This is a genomic window from Thermoleptolyngbya sichuanensis A183, assembly GCF_013177315.1.
Lineage (GTDB): Bacteria > Cyanobacteriota > Cyanobacteriia > Elainellales > Elainellaceae > Thermoleptolyngbya > Thermoleptolyngbya sichuanensis.
This window is the reverse complement of the sequence record NZ_CP053661.1, coordinates 796,080-815,217: the sequence shown is the minus strand read 5'-3', so window position 1 is coordinate 815,217 and position 19,138 is coordinate 796,080. Positions and strand designations below refer to the sequence as shown.

Sequence of the window (19,138 nt, the reverse complement as noted above, 5' to 3'; positions counted from 1 at the left end):
GGGTTGCAGTACAAGTGTATAGAGCATTTATACTATATCAGCGGGGCATTTGGATTTTGGATTTTAGGTCAGGACCGATGCACTTGCGATAAGCGCTTTGGGTTTTGGACAATTTCTTGCGGGCACAGCCCGCGAGAAATTGTCCAACTGCGCCAGTCCTATAGGTTTTGGGTTTTTGGACGGCTTGGGGCGTTTTGGCGGGCTGTGATCGGGCGGCATCGGCCGCGTGCTTGTAAACCTGATAGGCTGGAAGCCAGACTTCTGCATTGGTTGCAAAAGGCACGGTTTTCATGAATCCCGATGACGAAATTAGCCGCCTGGTTGAAATCATGCCTGCCTCTGGGCGGATGTATGTGAAGCTGATTGACCGCCCTGCCCAGCCGCAGGTAATTACGGCAAACCTGCCCTTGCCCTGGCAGCAGAGCCGCCCAATTTACCTGAACTTTGACCTGTGGGAGGAACTGAGTCGTTCTCAGCGGGATTTGCTGCTGCTGCGAACCGTGGCATGGGTGAACGCGACGCGATGGTTTCAGCCCGGTTGGCCGCAGTTGCTCTTGGCAGCGGGCACGCTGGGAACCGTCGTGGAACTGGCACAGGGCGATGCAATGGGAACCGTTGCCGCCGCAGGGCTGACGGCCTTTTCGGGCTATCGCATCTGGAAAAATAGCCGCAGTTCACAAATCGAGCTAGAAGCGGACGAGCGAGCCATTAATTTTGCCCGACAGCGGGGCTATACGGAACAAGAGGCTGCCCGCAGTCTGCTGAGCGCAATCGAGGCGGTGGCGCAAATTGAAGGACGGTTTTCGCTGGATTTTACCGAACTGCTGCGCTGTCAGAACTTGCGGGCGATCGCCGGACTCTCCAACACGCCCGTCCCCGAACGCCTGCGCGACCAGCGGTGATCGTGCAAATCGTGACCTTGCAAATCGTGACCTTGCAAATCGTGACCTTGCAAATCAAGGACAGTGCAAATCAAGCTGGGATCAAGCCAGAAGTTGAACCGATCCGGGAACAAGCCGCTGGCGTTGCTCGTCATAGGCGTTCTTGATTCGTGTGAAGAATTTATAAAGTTTTACCTTCCTGAACGGATTGTTTTCAGCGGGGCTGTTTAAGGGAGTAACAGACAGGTTGGTTCACGTTTTGCCTCGTCTGTCAAAGCCAGGGTTGCATAACCAGACTTTCAGCGACTCTGATGAACGCTAAGCAGGCTTTTTGCCAAAGATTGCCTAAGAGGATGTTTGAAAAGTCCCACTGTTTGTAGAAAAGCGTGCAAGATCCCCCTAAATCCCCCTTAAAAAGGGGGACTTTAAGGCGGTTTCCCCCCCTTTTTAAGGGGGGCTTAAGGGGGGATCTCTGAGTGCTTAACATTACAGGCGATACCTTTTCAAACACCCTCTAAAACCTGCTCTACTCTGGTTCAGGTTAAAACTTCAGGTTTGATGACGAGGTTTGATGACGAACCAGAAATTTCAGCCCTACAGGTTCAGATGTTTTCCAGGAAACTCTCTTGCGTTGAGACATTGACCGTTCAAGGTTTCTAAGCATTGACCGTTCAAGGTTTCTAAGCATCGCAGCGTTGGCGATCGCCCCTCTCTGGGCACGGCACATGCCCAAAGCTCTGCCGAGGGATGCGATAGTCAACGGCTGCCATCACGCAGGGTTGGAAAAACCCGGCGCACCCATTTCGCTTGCCTTATATCAATTCTCGATTTTGGATTTGCGATTTTGGATTGCCAGTCAAGCGCTTGCAAGGCTTCTAGCAATTTCATTCATAGCTCCACTTAAAAGAATTGATATTAGTCCGAGCATTTCGGACAGTCGAGCGATGTTCTGGGCTGTGCTGGTTTGGGCTGGACATGGGCAGGCATCGATTCTCGCTTGCGGAGTCTGGTTTCGAGATCCGAAAGACGAACGACGGTTTATTCAATTCATACTCATCACAACTCACGAACCATTATGCGTTTAGCTCCCATCGCTCTTTCTGCGCTGGCGATGCTTGGCTTTTTGGAAGCAAATCGCCGGGCCGAGGCCAACTCCTTTTCTGAAGAAGAATCCGTAGAACCGATTGCGCCAGTGGAAACCGCTGCTCCGGCTGTGCCCCAGCCAAAAGCAGCGATCGCTCCACCAGAACCAATCCAGACCGCTCCTCAAGCCCGTTCCACTGCCCCTCGTCCAATCGAAAAGGCCGCGCAAAAGGCTGAAAAAGTTGCTGCATCGGCTCTTAGTTCACAGGTTACGCCGCCGCCTGCGCCCGCTCCGGAGAGAATTGCCGTTTCTGCACCTGCGGCGACCCCGGCTCCCATTGCCAAGGCCCCGGCTCCCGCGGCTCCTGCGACCGCAGCCCCCGATCTGGCCGCGCCGCCTGTGTCTCGTCCGGTGGCCATTGCTCAGCCTGAAAATGCTTCTGGTGCAGTCGCGCAGCCTGTGGCACAGCGGGTCGAGCGCGAGGCTCTGGTGGTCGCAGTGGCGGCAGTGGCCGAGTCGAAGCCTGCGGCATTGTCCAGCCAGGAGTCAACCCCGCCTGTGCGGGCGATCGCCCCTCGGCTTGCAGAAAAGCAGACGGTTCCAACAGCCGCCATGACCTCTGACGCTACGGCTGGCCGCTCCGCCCCGTTGCCTGTCGCAGCGGTCGTGGCAGATGCAACCGTCGAGCGGTCTGCCCCTTTGCCCTCTACGCCAGTCGAAGTGAGCGCTCCGGCTGAGGTCACGAACGTCATCGTGGCTCCGGCGGTTCCTGTTACCTTTGTGGAGCCGACCACACCCCGCATTTCCTACAGTGGTCTGATTCCGCTGCTCAAGGATGATCCGCTGAACGATCCGCGAGAGTTCCGCCCCGGCTCGATGCACATGGAAACGCTGCCCGTGGTCGAGTCTCCGTCCACTGGCCCCAGCCTCGTGACCGAGTCCAGCCTGACTGCTGATGCGACTACGCCTAGCCTGCCAGATACTCGCCTAGCGGCAGAGTCTCGGAGCGATCGCGCGGTCGTGCCTGAGCGAAAATCCCAACCTGTTCCGTTTGGTAGAGCGGGAGGAAGGGCGCTTTCTTCAGCAGGTGCTTTACAACGGACAGCCCGGTCGCATTGCTCGCGGCACAGATGGACGGCTGGTATGCCCCGGCGCGGCACCTGTGGCGCAGACGGTAGAAACGACTCCCGGTGTGCAGGCTGCCGTTTCGCCCGCAGAGGCTCCCGTGGCGATCGCCCCCGTCGAGGCAGAAGTCGTGACGGAAGGCACTTCGCACCGCCGCCACCGCTACTACTATGGCTATACCCCCTACTATCCGCCAGTGGTGGTGTCTTATCCACGCCCGGTGGTGGTTGAGCGTCCTGTAACTGTCGTCGTAGAACGTCCCCGTCCAGTGGTAATCGAGCGCCCAGTGCCCGTGGTGGTCGAGCGTCCAGTGCCCATCGTGGTCGAGCGTCCCGCTCCCATTCTGCTGCCCCATTTACCCGTGCTAGAAATCCGCTATGACCGGCACACCCGCCGAGCGCTGCGTCGCCATCCCTATCGCCTGGTGCATTATCACTATCCCTACTACTATCCACATCTGGCTTATGGCGGCTGGCCCTACTCCATTGGGCTGCGGGAGGAGAATGCAGACCCCTCCCTGAGCCAGCCTGGACTGGAAACCGAGGGACTTGGCGGAACCACCCATCGGTTTGAAGAGACGGTAGAGGCGGCAGCACCCGCAGAGATGCCCACGCTCTCCGTTTCGACGGGTACTGCGGCCGTGGCGATCGCCCCCAGCAGCAGCCGCACCGCCGCCCCCGTTTATGCCAGAGCCAACGAGAGCGTGGTGACGATTCGCAATCGCTTTTCGGGCAGCGGTTTTTTCGTTGAACCCGCCAGCGGCCCTGGCGGGAACCCCAACACCCTGATTGTGACCAATGCCCATGTGGTGGAAAACCTCCAGCAAGGGCAAGTTTCTACAGTCACCCTGGCAGACAACAGCAACCGTCGCGCTCGTCTAGTGGGCTTTGACCCCAGCGGCACAGACCTAGCGCTGCTGACCCTGGAGCCGTCTCGCTATCCCAACCTAGATCGGCTTAGCAGGCAAAAGCCGACCTCCACGGGGCAGCCGTTGCGCCTGGCCGATGCTCGCTCGGTGCAGCCGGGTGACCCGGCCTATGTCATTGGCACGCCCTTTGGGCAAGAGCGGTTTCGCAATGCGCTGACCAGCGGCGTGGTGAGTAAGATCAACCCCGATGAAGTGCTGACCGATGCCCAGATTAACCCTGGCAATTCGGGCGGGCCGGTGCTTGACCAGCACGGCAACGTGATTGGCGTTGTGGCCTTGTCCTTTTCGCGGGGCGGCAATCGCGGCCTCAGCAGCGCCATCAGCAGCGATCGCGTGCGTCACCTCCTGGCCAGCGCCCATACGGGCCACCTCGCCTCGACTGCGCCGCTGTCGCGGGTCACCAATGCCACGCCGCTGTCCTTTGGGCAAGATTCCCACGGCTTTGTTGCCAGAGCCGAAGGACGGATTGACGAGGGCGATCGCCTGTCTGACAACGGGCGTCGGTTTGAGACGTTTTCCTTCCAGCTTCCCACGCCTGCCCAGGTGTCGATTCAGATGCGGAGTGCGTTCATCGACTCGTTCCTCGCCCTGAGACGAGACGTGTCGCGCTTCAATGATCAGACGGCGCTAGAACCGGTCACAGAGAATGACGATGCCAATGCCAACACGCGGGATGCTGCCATTCGCGCTAACCTTCCGGCGGGAACCTATGTGGTGTTCGCAGGCAGCTATGGCGCAGGAGAAGCAGGGCCCTATGACCTGAGCGTGCGCGTCACTTCTCAGGGCACCCGCATCGCCACTCCGGCGCGTGGGCTTGCGGAAGAAAACACCGTGATGGTGTAGTCAGCCAAAGCGAGATTCGATTCGGCTAGAGTTTCATTCCATAAAGTTCCATTCCAGATGAATCGTTGTGTGGTGAATCTGCACAACGATTCATTTTGTTTGGAATATCTTACTTGAATCTCAATTCTTCTGAGTGGCGCACGAATAGGATTACTGGAAGTCCCGCAGGTGCTTGACTGGCAATCCAAAATCGCCAATCCAAAATCGACATGATTCGGACATCAGGTCAAGCTCTTAGCCAGCAGACCCACGATTGCCCCGCCTAGCACTAGCCAGGCCGAGTTTACCTTGAGCCGAAACACGGCAATCAGCGACAGCACCGCGAGAAAGGCCGTCACCCAGTCCACCACGGCGGCGCGGGTCAGCGTCCAGGTGACGACAGCCATGAGTCCGAGGGAGGCTGCGTTGACCCCATCCAGAAAGCCGCTGACCCAGCGCGACTGGCGCAGCTTGGGCAAAAACGGGTTGATGATGAGCACCAGGGCAAAGGCGGGTAGGAAAATAGCGATGGTGGCGGCTACGGCTCCGGCATTGCCCGCCAGCAGGTAGCCGATAAAGGTGGCGGTAGTGAACACGGGCCCTGGTGTGACCTGCCCCACAGCCACCGCATCCAGAATTTGCTGCGACGAAAGCCAGCCCGTGCGCTGCACAAACTCGCGCTCCATAAACGCCAGCAGCACATAGCCGCTGCCGTAAAGGACTGCGCCAATTTTTAGAAAAATAAGAAACACGCTGCCCCAGGTCGGTGCATTGGCGGGTGGAGGGGCTGGAGCCACGCCCGTTTGCGCCAGACTGGTTTGCGCGAGAACTGATAGAGGAAACAATAGCAGCGGTGAACCAGGTTCTCGCTGTCCCAGGTTTTTGATCAGCATTACCGCAGCGCCGCCCAAGAGCAGCAGCGCAATTTCGTTTAGCCCGGTGGCAAAGAGCGCAATGACGGCGATCGCCACTGCCCAGGTTGGCCAATCCTTGAGCGCCTTTTTCCCTAGCTTCCACAGCGCTTGCACCACAATGGCAATCACCACTGCCTTGATGCCGTAGAGCAGCCATTCTACTTGGGGAATGGTTCGATAGCGGACGTAAACTGCCGCCAGCGCCCACACAATCAGCATTGCAGGCAAGATAAAGCAGGTGCCCGCCAAAACCAGCCCGCGCCAGCCTGCTCGGTCGTAGCCCAGGTAGATCGCTAGTTCCGTCGAGTTTGGCCCAGGAATCAGGTTGGTGATGCCGAGGAAATCAAGCAGCTTTTCGCGGCTGAGCCAGCGGCGACGGGTAACGATTTCGTCGTCCATCATGGCAATGTGAGCAGCGGGCCCGCCAAAGGCGATCGCCCCCAGTTTCAGAAACACGCCCGCCAGTTCCCCCAGGCGTTGTCGCTGGGCCGCCGAACTCAATGTGTCGTAGGGAAGGGTTTCGTCGCTGAGGTTGTCTAAAGGCTGAGAGGGCTGAGAGGGCTGGGACATAGCGCTGAGAGTCTGACGTGGCTAAAGTTGAATCCTTTTGAATGCCAGGCTCCTGGCATCATCGCGTCTTTAACATATCAATCAAATTCGATTTAACGCTAGCCCAACGAGTTACATTCTGCTCAGCCCAAAGACGGTTTTGCGCTAGGTAGACTTGGTATCACGGAGTGCAATTTGAGCGCATCCCCTCCGCTTACCATCCAGCGTAAACTACGATTTGGCAAAAGACTTTGGCAAAAGACTTTTGAAATCTCCGAACTCCACCCTGGTTTAATGCGGCTATGGCCTTAGATTCCGATGTTCAGACCAACCTGCAAACCGACTTGCAATACACTCAGGCGACCAGCCTTTCTGACCTGTTTTCAGCAGATACCGCCGACGCGCCCCACGCCTTTATCCTCAACTATCCGGCCACCGCAAGCTGGGCCGCCTATCCCAATACCGAGAAGTATTTTCTGCAAGACGGCAGCGACGAAGCTACCAAAGTCAGCTATGACAAGATCGTGCAGCAGGAGCCGTGGAAAAACCTGGCGGTGCTGGGCGATCGCCTCGCGGGTATTGTCATCCGCCCACCACGCAATATTTTGATTGACTACTGGCGGGAGCATTTTGGCTTTCGCTACGAGAATCTGGAGGTGCTGCAACGGTCGGTGTATCTGGACTACCTAAGCCAGAGCGATCGCTTTGCCAAAGTGCTGACGCTGTTTCCCTTTGACCACCTCGCGCCCGAAAAGCACGCCGTCCCACCCGACACCCACTATCGCCTGCTGAGCAAAGAAACTCTGTCCGAACTGGGCGTGCCCTGCCCACACTACGTCACCTATCACCTAGACGAAACGCCCCTAGAGGACGTGCCGCTGCCCGCCGAGTTTCCTTACCTAATTAAGACCACCCACGGGCTATCGGGTGAGGGAACCTATATTATTCAGAACTCCAGCGACCTGGACTATTGCCTGCGGGAAATCCGCAAATATCGAGAAATCAATTTGCTTCGCAGCATTGTGGTGTCGGATTTTGTGAAAAATGCAGTGCAAAACTACTGTATGCAGTTCTACGTGAGTAAGACGGGCGCGGTGGAACTGATCGGCGTGACGGGGCAGTTGGTCACAGAGGAAGGCGGCTACCTGGGCGGGCTGATTGACTACCAAAATACGCCCGTGGAACGGTTCGCGCCGCATATTCTGGCGATCGCCCGCTATGCCCACCAGCAGGGCTATTTCGGCATCATCGGCTGCGACGTGCTGGAAGACAACGACGGACAACTCCACGCCATCGATGCCAACTTTCGGGTCAATGGCTCTACTCCGCTGTGCTTGCAACGGCAACCCTTGCTGAAGGAAGGAAAGGCGATCGCCAAATATTCCACCGATTACCGCATGGACGGCACGCTCGATTCGATCTTGGTGGAACTTAGGCCCGAGCTGGCGCGTAAGGATTTCCTGATCCTCTCCGCCCTAGAAAAAGTAAAGTACGGCAAGATCTACACCGAACTTTACGGCATCGTCGCGGGCGAAACCCTGGAGGAGATGCAGCAAATTGAGCAAAAACTCCAGTCCAAGGGGCTAATGCTGGGCTGATTTTGGATTTGCGATTTTAGATTGCCAGTCAAGCACCTGCGGAGCGTCTCAAAATTTCATTCGCAGCAGCCCTCAGGAGAATTGCCACTAGGGGCGTTGATTAATCGTTGATTAATCAACGACTAATCTTCGTCTTCTGTGTCCAGATCCTCGTCTTCGAGCGCCTGAATCGCCAGCAGCAGCGCCTCTTCCCGCTCCTCAAACTCGTCTTCGGACAGTTCGCCCATATCAAAGGCGAGTTGCAGCGCCAGCAGTTCCTTTTTCAGATTTTCTTTTTCATCCAGCAGCGGCTCTGCCTGCTCCAAGATCTTGCTGGCAATCCAGTTCATGCCGTTGATGGGCGCGGTGACGGGGGCGAGGAGGAGGTCAAAGATCATAGCGGGGTTGGGAGTGAAAAGGTAATAAAGGCGGGTGCTATCTTACTCTGCTTCTAGCTGGGCAAAGTTGTAGGGTGCGGTGAAGTTGTTGTAGCGGATGGTCAGGCGGCCGCTGAACTGCGTGTCCAGTTGATCGACCTGCTGCCCGAAGGCGGGTTCGGCATCCCAGGGAATCAGGTAAGCGGCGTTGTAGATCATGCCGGGAACGCTGGGCAGGGGATCGTTTTCGGCAATTTCAACGGCATGGGTGTTGAGGCGATCGCGGCAGGTTTGAATAATCGCGTCTTTGCGGACGGTCATAGCATGTTCGATGGATTGCCCAATGCGAACGATTTCGTCCATGCTGAGGGTTTTTCCTTCGAGGCGATCGCGCTCTGCTCTTAACAGATCGTTTTCCTGCATCAGCGCCTCTAGCTCCGCCTCCTGGTTCCACACCAGCTTGATGCCTACCTCCCGGCGACCGTCTAGCCGCTGAAACAACTGCCGCAGCGCCTCTCCCTTGGGCACGATGAGTTGCTCCTCGACGCTGGTCCAGTTCTTAATCACCAGGCCAAACTGAAGTGGCAGCAGGGTACGATAGCCCTTCTCCATCGCTTGCTCCAGCACGCGCTCATGGCCCAGCAGGTTTTTGCGGCTAGAGAGATAGCGCTTTTGCTGCGCCTCGGAATAGAGAAATACGAAATCGCCAATGGCGTGGGAATGAACGGGCTGCGCGTCCAGACCTTCGAGGGCCAGCCCGACAGGGCCGGGGGTGGGGAAGATGCCGTAGAGATAAAAACCGTATGCCATGATGCGCGGGGAAACAGGGCCACTGGAAGCGAATGGGCGCAAATCGTCGGGGGTTTTGCTGGCCCAACTTGCCTACTCGCTGAGAGTGCCCAGTTTGGCAGGGGCGATCGCCAATTTTGCGAAATTGCGACACAGCGTTACAAACCCCCTGCAAAAACTACAGCGGCTTGGATGTAAGCACCAGGCGAAGCTTGGCATGGATCAGGCTCAGTTGCGCCAGCCCCAAATCCACATCGCCCTCGATCACTACGCCCGTATTCAACAGGCGATCCAGCAGTTCCAGAATTGACGGATTGGCAGACTGTTCGCCGGGATAGTAGCCGCCCGCCTTGGGCAGCAACGTGCCAATTTCGCCCAGGTCGATATTGAGATCTGCCGGATCGATCTCAAAAATTTCACAAAGCTGCACAACCTGTTCTTCCAGCTTCCGCAGGCTTTCGGCAGCGCGATCTAGGTCGCCGTCGCTCAGCAGCCCCTCTTCCATGCGGCGGATTACCTGCGCCTCCATCAACTGTCGCACTAGCTCAACAACCGTCAGCAGCAGCGGAGCCAGTCCCGCGTCCGACTTGCCCGCAGGCATCAGGGAAACCTCCGCAGGCAGCGCCGCCAAATCCCCAGATAGAGCATCCCCAGATAGGGCATCCTCAGATAGAGCATCTGATGGAGGAGAATCCGTCGCAGCATCAGGAGATGCCGAGTCGGACATCGAACCCGTAGAGGTGGATGCCGAAGCAGATGCAGAATTAGGCACAAAATTGACAGATTCCATGCCTTCATCATGCCCAAAATTTATCAAGTTTCTCCGTCAATTGTTACGGCATCCGTCACAATCTGTGTCGTCTTGTGTTCACAATGCACCAGCGACAAACCGGGTGGGTATGGTATAGAAAATGAAGAAAACCTTAAGGAGGCGGTATGAGTCCTCTAATGCTCCGGCATCTCTGGATGGTTGTAGACGAAGCGCAGTCGAGCGTATTGCTTAGCTTGGATGACCACAGCCTCACCAAGTGGTTAATCGGGCAGTTTTATCAGGGGCGATCGCTCAGCCCCAGCGAATCTGACCTCCTCAGCGAATACATTCGCACACGCATTCCGCTCATTCGTGAGATGGCGCAAGGACGCTAGGCGACCCGTCATTGACCTACTGCTTAACGACCTACTGCTTAACCCATCTCGCGCTCATGGGTTGTTAACCTCGGTCGTTAATCTCAGCGATCTAATCGAAATCGCCCCTAAACTGACCAAACGCTGCCAGATGCAGACCATCTGCCCCAAGGCTCTTCTGCCCCAAGGCTCTATAGAGAAGTAGTTTACAGCCATCCCAACATCGCTCTGTAGGACTCTGTAGGACTGAGTTAAGTGTGTTAGCCCTAGCCTGAAGCTTTCAGTCGCAGGTGGGCTTAGTTTCAGGTACCAAATACCCGATTCTGTCAGCAAGTTGTCTCCCGTTTTACGAACCCATGACAACCCCACTAAACGTATAGTAGTATACAAACGGAATTCCGGAAGCAGTAGACTGTTAAGAAAGTTCAAAGCAGTAAGTTGGAAGAGCGTTGATCTGCGTCCTGGCAGATGCCAGGTTTTGACTATGGATGTGCTTCTTCCACGCAGATTGCTACCCTGACGTTTTCCTAAAGTTCTGTTGAAGTTCTGATTGAAGTGAGTGAGACAACTATGCGTAAGTGGGGTTCTTTGCTGCTGGCAGCCAGTCTGTCGGTAGCCGCAATCTCTGCCTGTACCTCAGCGCCTACGAATACTGCAAGCTCGCCCGGTGCTGAAGGCGCATCTCCAGCGGCAACTGCTGCGGGCAGAAGCCGACTTGACATGGTGAAGGAGCGGGGTAAATTGATCTGCGGCGTTGAGGGGACGATTCCTGGATTTAGCTTCGTTGACCCCAGCGGCAACTACTCTGGGCTAGATGTGGATGTCTGCCGCGCCGTGGCCGCTGCGGTTTTTGGCACATCGGAAGATATCGACAGCAAGATTGAATATCGAAACCTCGATTCTACGGCTCGTTTCCCAGCGGTGCAGAACGGCGAAGTGGATATGCTGTCTCGTAACACCACTTGGACGGCTAGCCGAGATGCGGCGGGCGGAAACGGTCTGGAGTTTGCGCCGACCACTTTCTATGACGGTCAAGGGCTATTGGTGAGTAAGGCCAGCGGCATCCAAGATGTGGCCGGTCTAGCAGGCAAGTCGGTGTGTGTGGAAACGGGAACGACGACCGAGCTAAACCTGGCCAGCCGCACCAAAGAAGCAGGTGTGACGATTAATGAAGTAAAGTTCCAGGACTCTAATGCGGCGATCGCCGCTTTCTCGGAGGGTCGCTGCGATGCCTTTACGTCTGACCGTTCTCAGCTTGCCGCCAAGCGCACCTCCCTGCCCAACCCTGACGACTATGTGCTGCTCGACGTGGTGATGTCCAAGGAACCTCTGGGCCCAGTGACCATCAACGGCGACTCTCGCTGGTATGACGTGGTGAAGTGGGTGACGTTTGGGCTGATTCAGGCAGAGGAGTTTGGCATTACCCAGGCCAACGTCGATCAAATGAAGCAAGACCCGAACCCCGACATTCAAAACTTCCTGGGGGCACAGGGTGAATTGGGTAGCCAGCTGGGTCTGCCTGCCGATTTCATGGTTCACGTTATCAAGGCGGTTGGCAACTACGGCGAAATCTACGAGCGCAACGTGGGCAGCGGCTCTGAGCTAAACATTTCTCGCGGCCCCAACGAACTGTGGACCAATGGCGGTCTGATGTACTCTCCGCCATTCCGCTAAAGTCTGCGCCGTTTTTCAAACACGCTGGAGGGCAGGTTTCGTCAACATTCAATCCGTCACAGCAGGCGGCTATGTTGCAAAGCCTGCCCTTCCTGGTATCTTTTCTGCAAAGGGCGAATTCTGAGGGGCGATATTGATTTTCGATTTTGGGTTTGCGATTTTGGATTGCCAGCTAAGGGGCTGCGGGGCTGCTGGCAATTTCATTCGTAGCGCCACTTAGAAGAATTGATAGACGCTCCGGTCAGTCCATTTGATGACGTAGTTTCTCAAGCGCATTTCCTCGCGTATTTTCTCCAAGTTTCCAGAAACAGAGCAGGTCGGCATGACGCACTCTTCTGACGGCACCGAAAAGATTCCCTTTTGGCGAGACGACCGGGTCTGGCGAATCATTATCCAGTTGGTTGTGCTGGGTGTTGTAGTGCTAATCGGGTCGATCCTGCTTGGCAATATGTTCCGCAACCTAGCGCAGTTGGGGCGGCAGTTTGACTTTGGGTTCCTAAGAAACCAGGCCGGCTTCAACATTGGCGAAACCATCGTGCCTTACCAGACCAACGATCGCTACTGGTGGGCGCTGGTGGTGGGTTTTTTGAACACGCTGCGGCTGATTTTGGTGGGCTTTGTGCTGGCGACGGTGATTGGGGTGCTGGCAGGAATCGCCAGTTTCTCTGACAACTGGCTGTTGCGTAAGCTCAACGTGTTTTACGTGGAAATTGTGCGGAACGTGCCGCTGCTACTCCAGCTTTTTTTCTGGATTTTTGTGGTGTTCTACAGCCTTGCGCCGCAGCGTAGCCTCAACGACCCGCCGACTCCGCTGCTGGGCAAGGGCTTTATTAATAAGGCCGGGCTGTTTATTCCTTGGCCCGCAAACAATGCAGGCGACTGGCTGGCGCTGCTGGGGGTTGTGCTGGGGGCGATCGCCGCTTTCTTCATCTGGCGCTGGCGCATCAAGCTGATGGAAACTGCTGGCGCATCGGGCAAAACGCAGCAGTGGATTTTGATTGGGCTGGCGATCGCCGGTCTGCTGGTTCTGCTGTTTGGCATGGAGTGGGAAACACCGGCCCTGGGCGAAAACAACAGAATTACCGGCGGCTTGAGAATTTCGCTGGAATACGCTGCTGTGCTGGCTGGGCTGTCGTTTTACACGGGCGCGTTCATTGCGGAGATCGTTCGAGCGGGCATCCAGTCGGTGTCGAAAGGACAGTGGGAAGCTGCCCGCGCCTTGGGGCTGCATACTGGGCTGGCGATGCAGCTTGTTGTCTTGCCCCAGGCCCTGCGGGTGATTATCCCCTCCCTCAATAGCCAGTACCAAAACCTGGCCAAAAACTCGACCCTGGCGCTGGCGATCGGCTATCCCGATTTTTTCTCCACCTTTCAAACCACGCAAAACCAGACGGGACGCGCCGTTGAGATGATTCTCATCCTGATGGCGGTGTATCTCATCATCAACTTAGCGATCACGACGCTGATGAACCTGCTCAACCGCGCTGTCCAGCTTAAGGAACGCTAGCCGCTGCGCCTGATGTCCCTGGTATCTGATTTAGATATCTGATTTAGAAGGCGATCGCCAAAACTCCCTTTCTTACTCCCAAGTTCTAGACCATGACCACCAGCTACCCCCCCGCCTCTACTTCCCCCCCACCCATCGCCCAGGTCGGCCCTGTCGCCTGGATGCGAAAGAACCTGTTCAATAGCTGGTTCAACAGCATTCTCACGATTCTGCTGGTGTGGCTTTTGGGCAGCACGGTGATTAACTTCGTGCGCTGGGCCTTTTCGCTGGCGCAGTGGGAGGTGATTCCGGCAAACCTGCCGCTGTACTTTGTGGGGCGATTCCCCGCGAGTCAGTATTGGCGGGTCTGGGTGTTGGTGGCGCTACTGGCGGCGCTGGCGGGGCAGACCTGGGGCATTTTGGCAAAGGCGGCTCCGCGTTTGTTTAGCCGTCCCGTGCTGATTGGGCTGGCGATCGCCGCGCTGACTGCCGTCATTTTTCCCACGCCGCCCCTCTATCGTCTGCTGATTTTGGGCGTTGTGCTGCTGGTGGCCGCGAGCGCCTGGATCGGCTGGCAAATCGGCAGCAAGACCCCCGGCTTTGGCAAGTGGCTGGCGCTGGCCTGGGCGATCGCCCTACCAATTGCGTTGTGGTTACTATTAGGCGGCTTTGGGCTGCGCCCGGTGAACATCAACGATTGGGGCGGGATGCTGCTGACGGTGTTTGTGTCGGTCATCAGCATTTTGCTGTCGTTTCCGCTAGGCATTTTGCTGGCGCTGGGCCGTCAAAGCACGCTACCCGTGATCCGCTGGCTGTCTACGGCCTACATCGAAGTGGTGCGCGGGCTGCCGCTGCTGTCAATTTTGTTTTTTGCATCAGTCATGGTGCCGCTGTTTATTCCGGGCAATATTCGGCTAAATCTGGTAATTCGCGCCATTATCGGTCTAACACTATTCACGGCGGCCTATCTAGCGGAAACCATTCGCGGCGGGCTGCAATCCATCCCTCGCGGACAAACCGAAGCCTCCCGCGCCCTGGGACTCAGCACGCCGCTGACGCTGGGGCTGATTATCCTGCCGCAGGCGCTGAAGGTGTCGATTCCGGCGATCGTGGGTCTATTCATCAGCCTGCTGCAAGACACAACGCTGTTGCTGATCATCGGACTGTTTGAGCTATTGGGCATCAGCCGCGCAATTTTGGCAAACCCGCAGTTTATCGGGCGCTATGCCGAGGTGTATTTATTCATCGGGCTGATTTTCTGGGTGCTGTGCTACGCCATGTCCTGGGGCAGCCGCAAACTGGAACAAAGCCTGAATACGACGCACTGAGGCTGGTAGTCCAACAAGATACGTTAGCGACAGAGCAACGAAAGGGTAACGAATTCTGCAAGACCTGGTTCTGCTCTTGTTGCTCTTACTGCTTCTATTGCTCTGACCAAGAAGGGCGAGGGAGCAGGCTCGAACGCTCCTGCCCCCGTCATCCCCAATTTGCTGCCTAGCGCACCAGCACCGTCATGAACTTATCTTTGGCAAAGGGCGCGGGTACGATGGGCGTGAACTTTACCCGATCGTTTGCGATCTTTTTCACGTAGAACTCGTTCATCAGGTGAATGACTTGGTCGCGTGTGCCGATGATTCAGACCTGCGGGCGCTCGTCCAGGGAAGACCGGGGAGCCGCGCCGCCGTGGGATTCGGACATGGGCGGGGTTACAGAAACGCTGGCGGTTGCGCGGTCAGTGGAGTTGGCTGCGGAACTTGCGGAACTTGCAGAAAAATCCGCAGCGAAAACGGGTTGCTGCGCGTGCAGCCCGTCGTTGCGTTCGGGAGACATAGGCTTTTCCTCGCTTGTGATTGGAAGCGGGTTTGGGAAACAAACAGGTTACCCACCGGAAAGGCATCCGATGGGAGGGAAAGGCTCAGGGTGTGGCGGTTTCCCAACCACTTGTCAGCACTTGCGAGGCGAATGATAATCATCAAAGCTTGGCTCCTGCCCCGACAGGAGTTAGGTTAGCTGGTTAGTTCGTGCTGGTTACACGGCTAATCAGAGCCTTCACCCTGAACCGGACAACCTCTACTGGAACTGAGAGAATTTAATTCCAGTGCCAGATACGACAGACCAAACTCTCGTAGAACGCAAGTATCAAACCCCAAAAATTCTCCAAATTTCTGTAACTTGATATCAACAACAGCACCCTACGGATTAGCGGCTCTTTCTGCCCTCAAATCCGGCGATCGCCGTGTGTAGCGTCAGGTAAATTCGGTCGGCTCCGATTTTCTCCAGCAGCCCCGATCGCCGCAGTTGGGCGTAGAGGTCTTGCTTCACCCGCGCCAAGGCGAAGGTGATGTGGCGGCTGGCTAGCTCGTCGCAAAATTCCGAGAGCATGTCGGCGGCGGTGATGTCGATTTCGGCGATCGCCTCCGTGTTCAGCACAAACCACTCGACGGGAACCCGCTCTGCGGCGATCGCCCCCAGGGCCCGCTGCTTGAAGTCTTCGGCGTTGGCAAAGCAGAGCGGCGCATCGTAGCGATAGATGACCAGACCAGGAATCGTGACTGCGCCGGGCCAGTCGTCGATGTCGTGCAGGCCAGGCACATCGGGCACGGTTCCCAAAACGGCATCGTGGGGCCGCGTGATGCGGGCAAACAGGTCGATCACCGATAGCCCGACGGCGATCGCCACGCCGACCAAAATATCCGTGAGCAATACGCCGAATAAAGTGGCGATCGCCAGCAAAAACTCGCTCTGGCGAAACCGCCTCAGCCGCTTCAGTTCGGGAATTTCAATCAGCTTGGTGGCGGCATAAATCACGATTGCCCCCAGCGCCGCCTTGGGAAACAGCGCCAGCAGCGGCCGCAAAAATAGGAGTACAACAATAACGACTCCGAAGGCCACCAGCGAAAACAACTGCGACTTGCTGCCCAGGGAATCGCCAATTACCGTGCGGCTGCCGCTGCTGCTGACGGGGAAGCCCTGCATCAGCCCTGTGCCCAGGTTGGCCGCGCCCAGCGCCAGCAATTCCTGATTTGCGTTAATTTCGTAGCCGTTGCGCGTGGCGAAGGCGCGGGCCGTCAGCACGTTGTCCGAGTAGCCCACCACCGCAATCCCCACCGCCGCCCCTAGCAGCGAAGGCAGTTCCGACAGGCTGGCCAGGGGCAGCGCCAGATGCGGCAATCCGGCGGGAATTTCGCCTACCACGGCCAGGCCCTGTCGCTCTAGATCCAGCAGCGCCACCGCCGTTGTCGCCAGCAGCACCGCCAGCAGCGGCCCCGGAGCCGTGCGCCACCGCCGCTGGATGCCAAACAAAAACGCCAGCACCAGCAGCGACAGGAGAAACGTGGGTCGATGAATCTGGTCAAGCTGGCTGAAAAATTCGCCAAACTGGCCAAACACGTTGTCCGACTGGATGGCCACGCCGCTGATTTTGCCCAACTGCCCGCCGATCATGATCAGCGCCACGCCGGCCATGTAGCCAATCAAAATCGGCTTGGAGAGCAGGTTGGCCAAAAAGCCCAGCCGCAGCAGCGAACCCGCTATGCACACCAGCCCCACCAGCAGCGCCAGCAGTGCCGCCAGGGTGGGATAACTCTGGGGCGAGCTGGCTAATAGAGGGGCGATCGCCGCTGCGGTCATTACGGCGGTTGTGGATTCCGGCCCGACGGAAAGCTGGGGCGACGACCCCAAAACGGCGTAAATCAGCATGGGTGGCAAAATGGCCCACAGCCCCGCCACTGGCCCCACGCCCGCCAGTTCGCCATAGGCCATGCACTGGGGAATCAGGTAGGCCGCCACTGTTGCCCCCGCCAGCACATCGCCCCGCAGCCAGTCGCGGCGATAGGCCCGCAGCCGATGCAGCCCCGGCATTGGCAGGCGATTCGGTTTCAGCAGGTTTGACTTGACGGCCACGGCAGTTCCTCTGGTTGCGACGGGTTAAGAAGAGATTAAGTCGCACCCTCTAGCCTAACGAAAAGGTGTCTCGGAATACCGTTATTCGCCGTTTTAGTAACCCTTCTCAGTAAACCTTTTCAAAATAATGGGTGTCTGGCATGTCGCGGCGCTGCCCCAGATCGACCCAGCCGCGCTTTTGGTAGAAGGCGATCGCCGCCAGATTGGTCGGACTGGCGCTGAGGCGGGCCCGGCCATAGCCGTGCTGCCCAAAGAACTGAGTCGCGTATTCATCCAGCCGTGCCCCCAGCCCTTGTCCCCGATATTCTGGAGCCAGATAAAACAAATTCACATAGCCCACGCTGGCATCGCGCTTCCAGCAGCCTAGCTCGATTTGCCCAATAATTTGCCCGGTTTTCCACAAATGCACGCAGCCGTCGGGCAACTCCGCAATCCGCTGCTCCAGCCACCGCAAATACTGCACGGCCCCGGCTCCATTTGGCTCGTAAAACCGCTCCGCCGACCCAAAGCTGCACACAAACGCATCCGCCCTGAACTGCACACACACCTGATGGTGTTTCGCCAGATCAATGGGCTTGAACTCGAAGGCAGCGTCGGAAGAGGGCATGTTGCAGAGGACAGTTTGCAGAGGTCAGTTTGCAGAGGTCAGTTTGCAGAGGTCAGTTTGTAGAGGTCAGACATTTTATTGAGCGTTTTGGGCAAAAGAAGGGCGATCGCCCCTTTAGAAACCTGAATTGCAGCGCAGGACTCCCGCTGCGTTGCACAAGCATTTCATGAGCATTTCATGAGCATTGCAGAATACTTAGCCAGCGATATTTACCCCCACGCAATTCCTCAATTTTATTCCAGGTGTAGATTAGCAGGGCAGATTAGCGGTGGGGGGCTGGGGGTCTTGCTGCGTCAGTCCTGCTTCAGAATCCGTTTGGCTGGCTTCCCAACTCAGCAAGGCCGACTTGCGCGACAGCCCCCAACGATAGCCGCCCAGCTCGCCCGACTCGCGGATGACACGATGGCAGGGAATCAGCAGCGCTACGGGGTTGCTGCCGATGGCGTTGCCGACGGCGCGGCTGGCGGTGGGGCGACCGAGGTGCTGGGCGATTTGCCGATAGGTGGCCAGGCTGCCGGGGGGAAGCTGGAGCAGCGATCGCCACACCTGAATTTGAAAATTGGTGCCCTTGACCCACAGGCTGATGGGCTTGGGGTTGTCGAGCGGGTTCAAGAGGCGATCGCCCACGGTCTGGGTCGCGGTGGGGTCGTAGCGCAGTGCGGCATTCGGCCAAAGCCGTCGCAGTTCCGCTTCCCCAGCGGACTCGGCAGCGTCCAACCCATCCAAAAACAGTAAATTGCATAGGCCCCGTGGGGTCATCGCCACCAGCGCCCGTCCAAACCGCGTCGGGTGAATACCGTAGACGATTTCCAGTCCTGCGCCGCCGGCCTTATATTCTCCGGGTGACATTGCCTCCAGCGACACAAACAGGTCATGCAGCCGCCCCGGACTCGACAGCCCCGCTTCCAGGCTCAAGTCCAGCAGGTTCTCGGTTTCCGCAATTTTGGACTTGGCATATTCCAGCGTCAGATATTGCAAAAAGCGTTTGGGGCTGATGCCTGCCCAGCGAGTAAATAGCCGCTGCACATGGGATTCGCTGAGGTGGAGATGCTGGGCTACGGCGGCCAGGTCGGGCTGTTCGACCCGGTGCGCCCGCAAAAAGGCGATCGCCGCTGCAATGCGCTGATAGTCGTCCAGATCGTCTCCGGCAACCGATCCTGCGACTGATCCGGCGACCGAGATTGGATGGGGTTGGCGCGTGTTCATTGCCGAAAATTTGCCGAAAATTTGCCGAGAGTTTGCCGAAAATTTGCCGAGAGTTTGCCAAGAACTTGCCAAGAATTTGCCAAAACCTGGC

18 protein-coding genes are annotated in these 19,138 nt (G+C 57.2%); 8 read left to right on the top strand and 10 right to left on the bottom strand.

Annotated features, from left to right (window positions below; genetic code table 11):
- Positions 1-37: 37 nt before the first annotated feature.
- Complete coding sequence (locus tag HPC62_RS03550) at positions 38-292, bottom strand: hypothetical protein (protein ID WP_172353777.1); 255 nt, start codon at positions 290-292, stop codon at positions 38-40.
- Between HPC62_RS03550 and HPC62_RS03545 the strand changes: the two genes are divergently transcribed.
- Positions 291-902, top strand: coding sequence for a DUF3318 domain-containing protein (locus tag HPC62_RS03545; protein WP_172353776.1), 612 nt, complete (start codon positions 291-293; stop codon positions 900-902). The genes HPC62_RS03550 and HPC62_RS03545 overlap by 2 nt on opposite strands.
- Here the strand turns inward: HPC62_RS03545 and HPC62_RS03540 are convergent.
- Positions 833-1,036, bottom strand: a complete 204-nt coding sequence (locus HPC62_RS03540; protein ID WP_172353775.1) for a hypothetical protein — start codon at positions 1,034-1,036, stop codon at positions 833-835. The two genes, HPC62_RS03545 and HPC62_RS03540, sit on opposite strands and share 70 nt — an antisense overlap.
- A 920-nt stretch (positions 1,037-1,956) precedes the next feature.
- On the opposite strand from HPC62_RS03540, the gene HPC62_RS23330 reads away from it, so the two are divergent.
- Together HPC62_RS23330 and HPC62_RS23325 are read left to right on the top strand one after the other, a co-directional pair.
- The gene (locus HPC62_RS23330) at positions 1,957-3,321 is read left to right on the top strand and encodes a hypothetical protein (protein WP_225906731.1); all 1,365 of its coding nucleotides are present in this window, start codon (positions 1,957-1,959) and stop codon (positions 3,319-3,321) included.
- 373 nt (positions 3,322-3,694) lie between these two features.
- Entirely contained in the window at positions 3,695-4,861 is a 1,167-nt protein-coding gene (locus HPC62_RS23325) for a S1C family serine protease (RefSeq protein WP_225906907.1), read from the top strand.
- Between the two features lie 221 nt (positions 4,862-5,082).
- Here HPC62_RS23325 and HPC62_RS03530 read toward each other — a convergent pair whose 3' ends face one another.
- A complete protein-coding gene (locus HPC62_RS03530; RefSeq protein WP_172353773.1) occupies positions 5,083-6,324 on the bottom strand; it encodes a chromate transporter in 1,242 nt (413 codons plus the stop codon).
- A 281-nt stretch (positions 6,325-6,605) separates the two neighbouring features.
- Between HPC62_RS03530 and HPC62_RS03525 the strand changes: the two genes are divergently transcribed.
- The gene (locus tag HPC62_RS03525; RefSeq protein WP_172353772.1) at positions 6,606-7,901 is read left to right on the top strand and encodes a carbamoylphosphate synthase large subunit; all 1,296 of its coding nucleotides are present in this window, start codon (positions 6,606-6,608) and stop codon (positions 7,899-7,901) included.
- A gap of 122 nt (positions 7,902-8,023) precedes the next feature.
- Here HPC62_RS03525 and HPC62_RS03520 read toward each other — a convergent pair whose 3' ends face one another.
- The 3 genes from HPC62_RS03520 to HPC62_RS03510 form a co-directional block, all read right to left on the bottom strand.
- Positions 8,024-8,278: a gas vesicle protein GvpG gene (locus tag HPC62_RS03520; protein WP_172353771.1), complete on the bottom strand. Its 255-nt coding sequence runs from the start codon at positions 8,276-8,278 to the stop codon at positions 8,024-8,026.
- 42 nt (positions 8,279-8,320) lie between these two features.
- Complete coding sequence (gvpF, locus tag HPC62_RS03515; RefSeq protein ID WP_172353770.1) at positions 8,321-9,067, bottom strand: gas vesicle protein GvpF; 747 nt, start codon at positions 9,065-9,067, stop codon at positions 8,321-8,323.
- 157 nt (positions 9,068-9,224) lie between these two features.
- Positions 9,225-9,647 carry a gas vesicle protein K gene (locus HPC62_RS03510; protein ID WP_172358762.1) on the bottom strand — a complete coding sequence of 141 codons (423 nt, stop codon included), beginning with the start codon at positions 9,645-9,647 and terminating at the stop codon, positions 9,225-9,227.
- A 335-nt stretch (positions 9,648-9,982) separates the two neighbouring features.
- On the opposite strand from HPC62_RS03510, the gene HPC62_RS03505 reads away from it, so the two are divergent.
- The 4 genes from HPC62_RS03505 to HPC62_RS03490 all read left to right on the top strand — a co-directional run bounded on the left by HPC62_RS03505 (position 9,983) and on the right by HPC62_RS03490 (position 14,659).
- On the top strand, positions 9,983-10,192 hold the full coding sequence (locus tag HPC62_RS03505; protein WP_172353769.1) for a hypothetical protein: 210 nt from the start codon (positions 9,983-9,985) through the stop codon (positions 10,190-10,192).
- A gap of 549 nt (positions 10,193-10,741) precedes the next feature.
- Positions 10,742-11,845, top strand: a complete 1,104-nt coding sequence (locus HPC62_RS03500; protein ID WP_172353768.1) for an amino acid ABC transporter substrate-binding protein — start codon at positions 10,742-10,744, stop codon at positions 11,843-11,845.
- A 322-nt stretch (positions 11,846-12,167) separates the two neighbouring features.
- Complete coding sequence (locus HPC62_RS03495; RefSeq protein WP_172353767.1) at positions 12,168-13,352, top strand: amino acid ABC transporter permease; 1,185 nt, start codon at positions 12,168-12,170, stop codon at positions 13,350-13,352.
- A 92-nt stretch (positions 13,353-13,444) separates the two neighbouring features.
- Positions 13,445-14,659: an amino acid ABC transporter permease gene (locus HPC62_RS03490; protein WP_172353766.1), complete on the top strand. Its 1,215-nt coding sequence runs from the start codon at positions 13,445-13,447 to the stop codon at positions 14,657-14,659.
- Positions 14,660-14,966: 307 nt separating this feature from the next.
- Here HPC62_RS03490 and HPC62_RS03485 read toward each other — a convergent pair whose 3' ends face one another.
- The 4 genes from HPC62_RS03485 to HPC62_RS03470 all read right to left on the bottom strand — a co-directional run bounded on the left by HPC62_RS03485 (position 14,967) and on the right by HPC62_RS03470 (position 19,047).
- Positions 14,967-15,161 (bottom strand): hypothetical protein, encoded by a 195-nt coding sequence (locus HPC62_RS03485; protein WP_172353765.1) that lies wholly within the window; start codon positions 15,159-15,161, stop codon positions 14,967-14,969.
- 369 nt (positions 15,162-15,530) lie between these two features.
- On the bottom strand, positions 15,531-17,192 hold the full coding sequence (locus tag HPC62_RS03480; protein ID WP_172358761.1) for a SulP family inorganic anion transporter: 1,662 nt from the start codon (positions 17,190-17,192) through the stop codon (positions 15,531-15,533).
- 148 nt (positions 17,193-17,340) lie between these two features.
- Complete coding sequence (locus HPC62_RS03475; RefSeq protein WP_172353764.1) at positions 17,341-17,841, bottom strand: GNAT family N-acetyltransferase; 501 nt, start codon at positions 17,839-17,841, stop codon at positions 17,341-17,343.
- 249 nt (positions 17,842-18,090) lie between these two features.
- On the bottom strand, positions 18,091-19,047 hold the full coding sequence (locus tag HPC62_RS03470) for a methylated-DNA--[protein]-cysteine S-methyltransferase (RefSeq protein WP_172353763.1): 957 nt from the start codon (positions 19,045-19,047) through the stop codon (positions 18,091-18,093).
- Positions 19,048-19,138 lie beyond the last annotated feature (91 nt).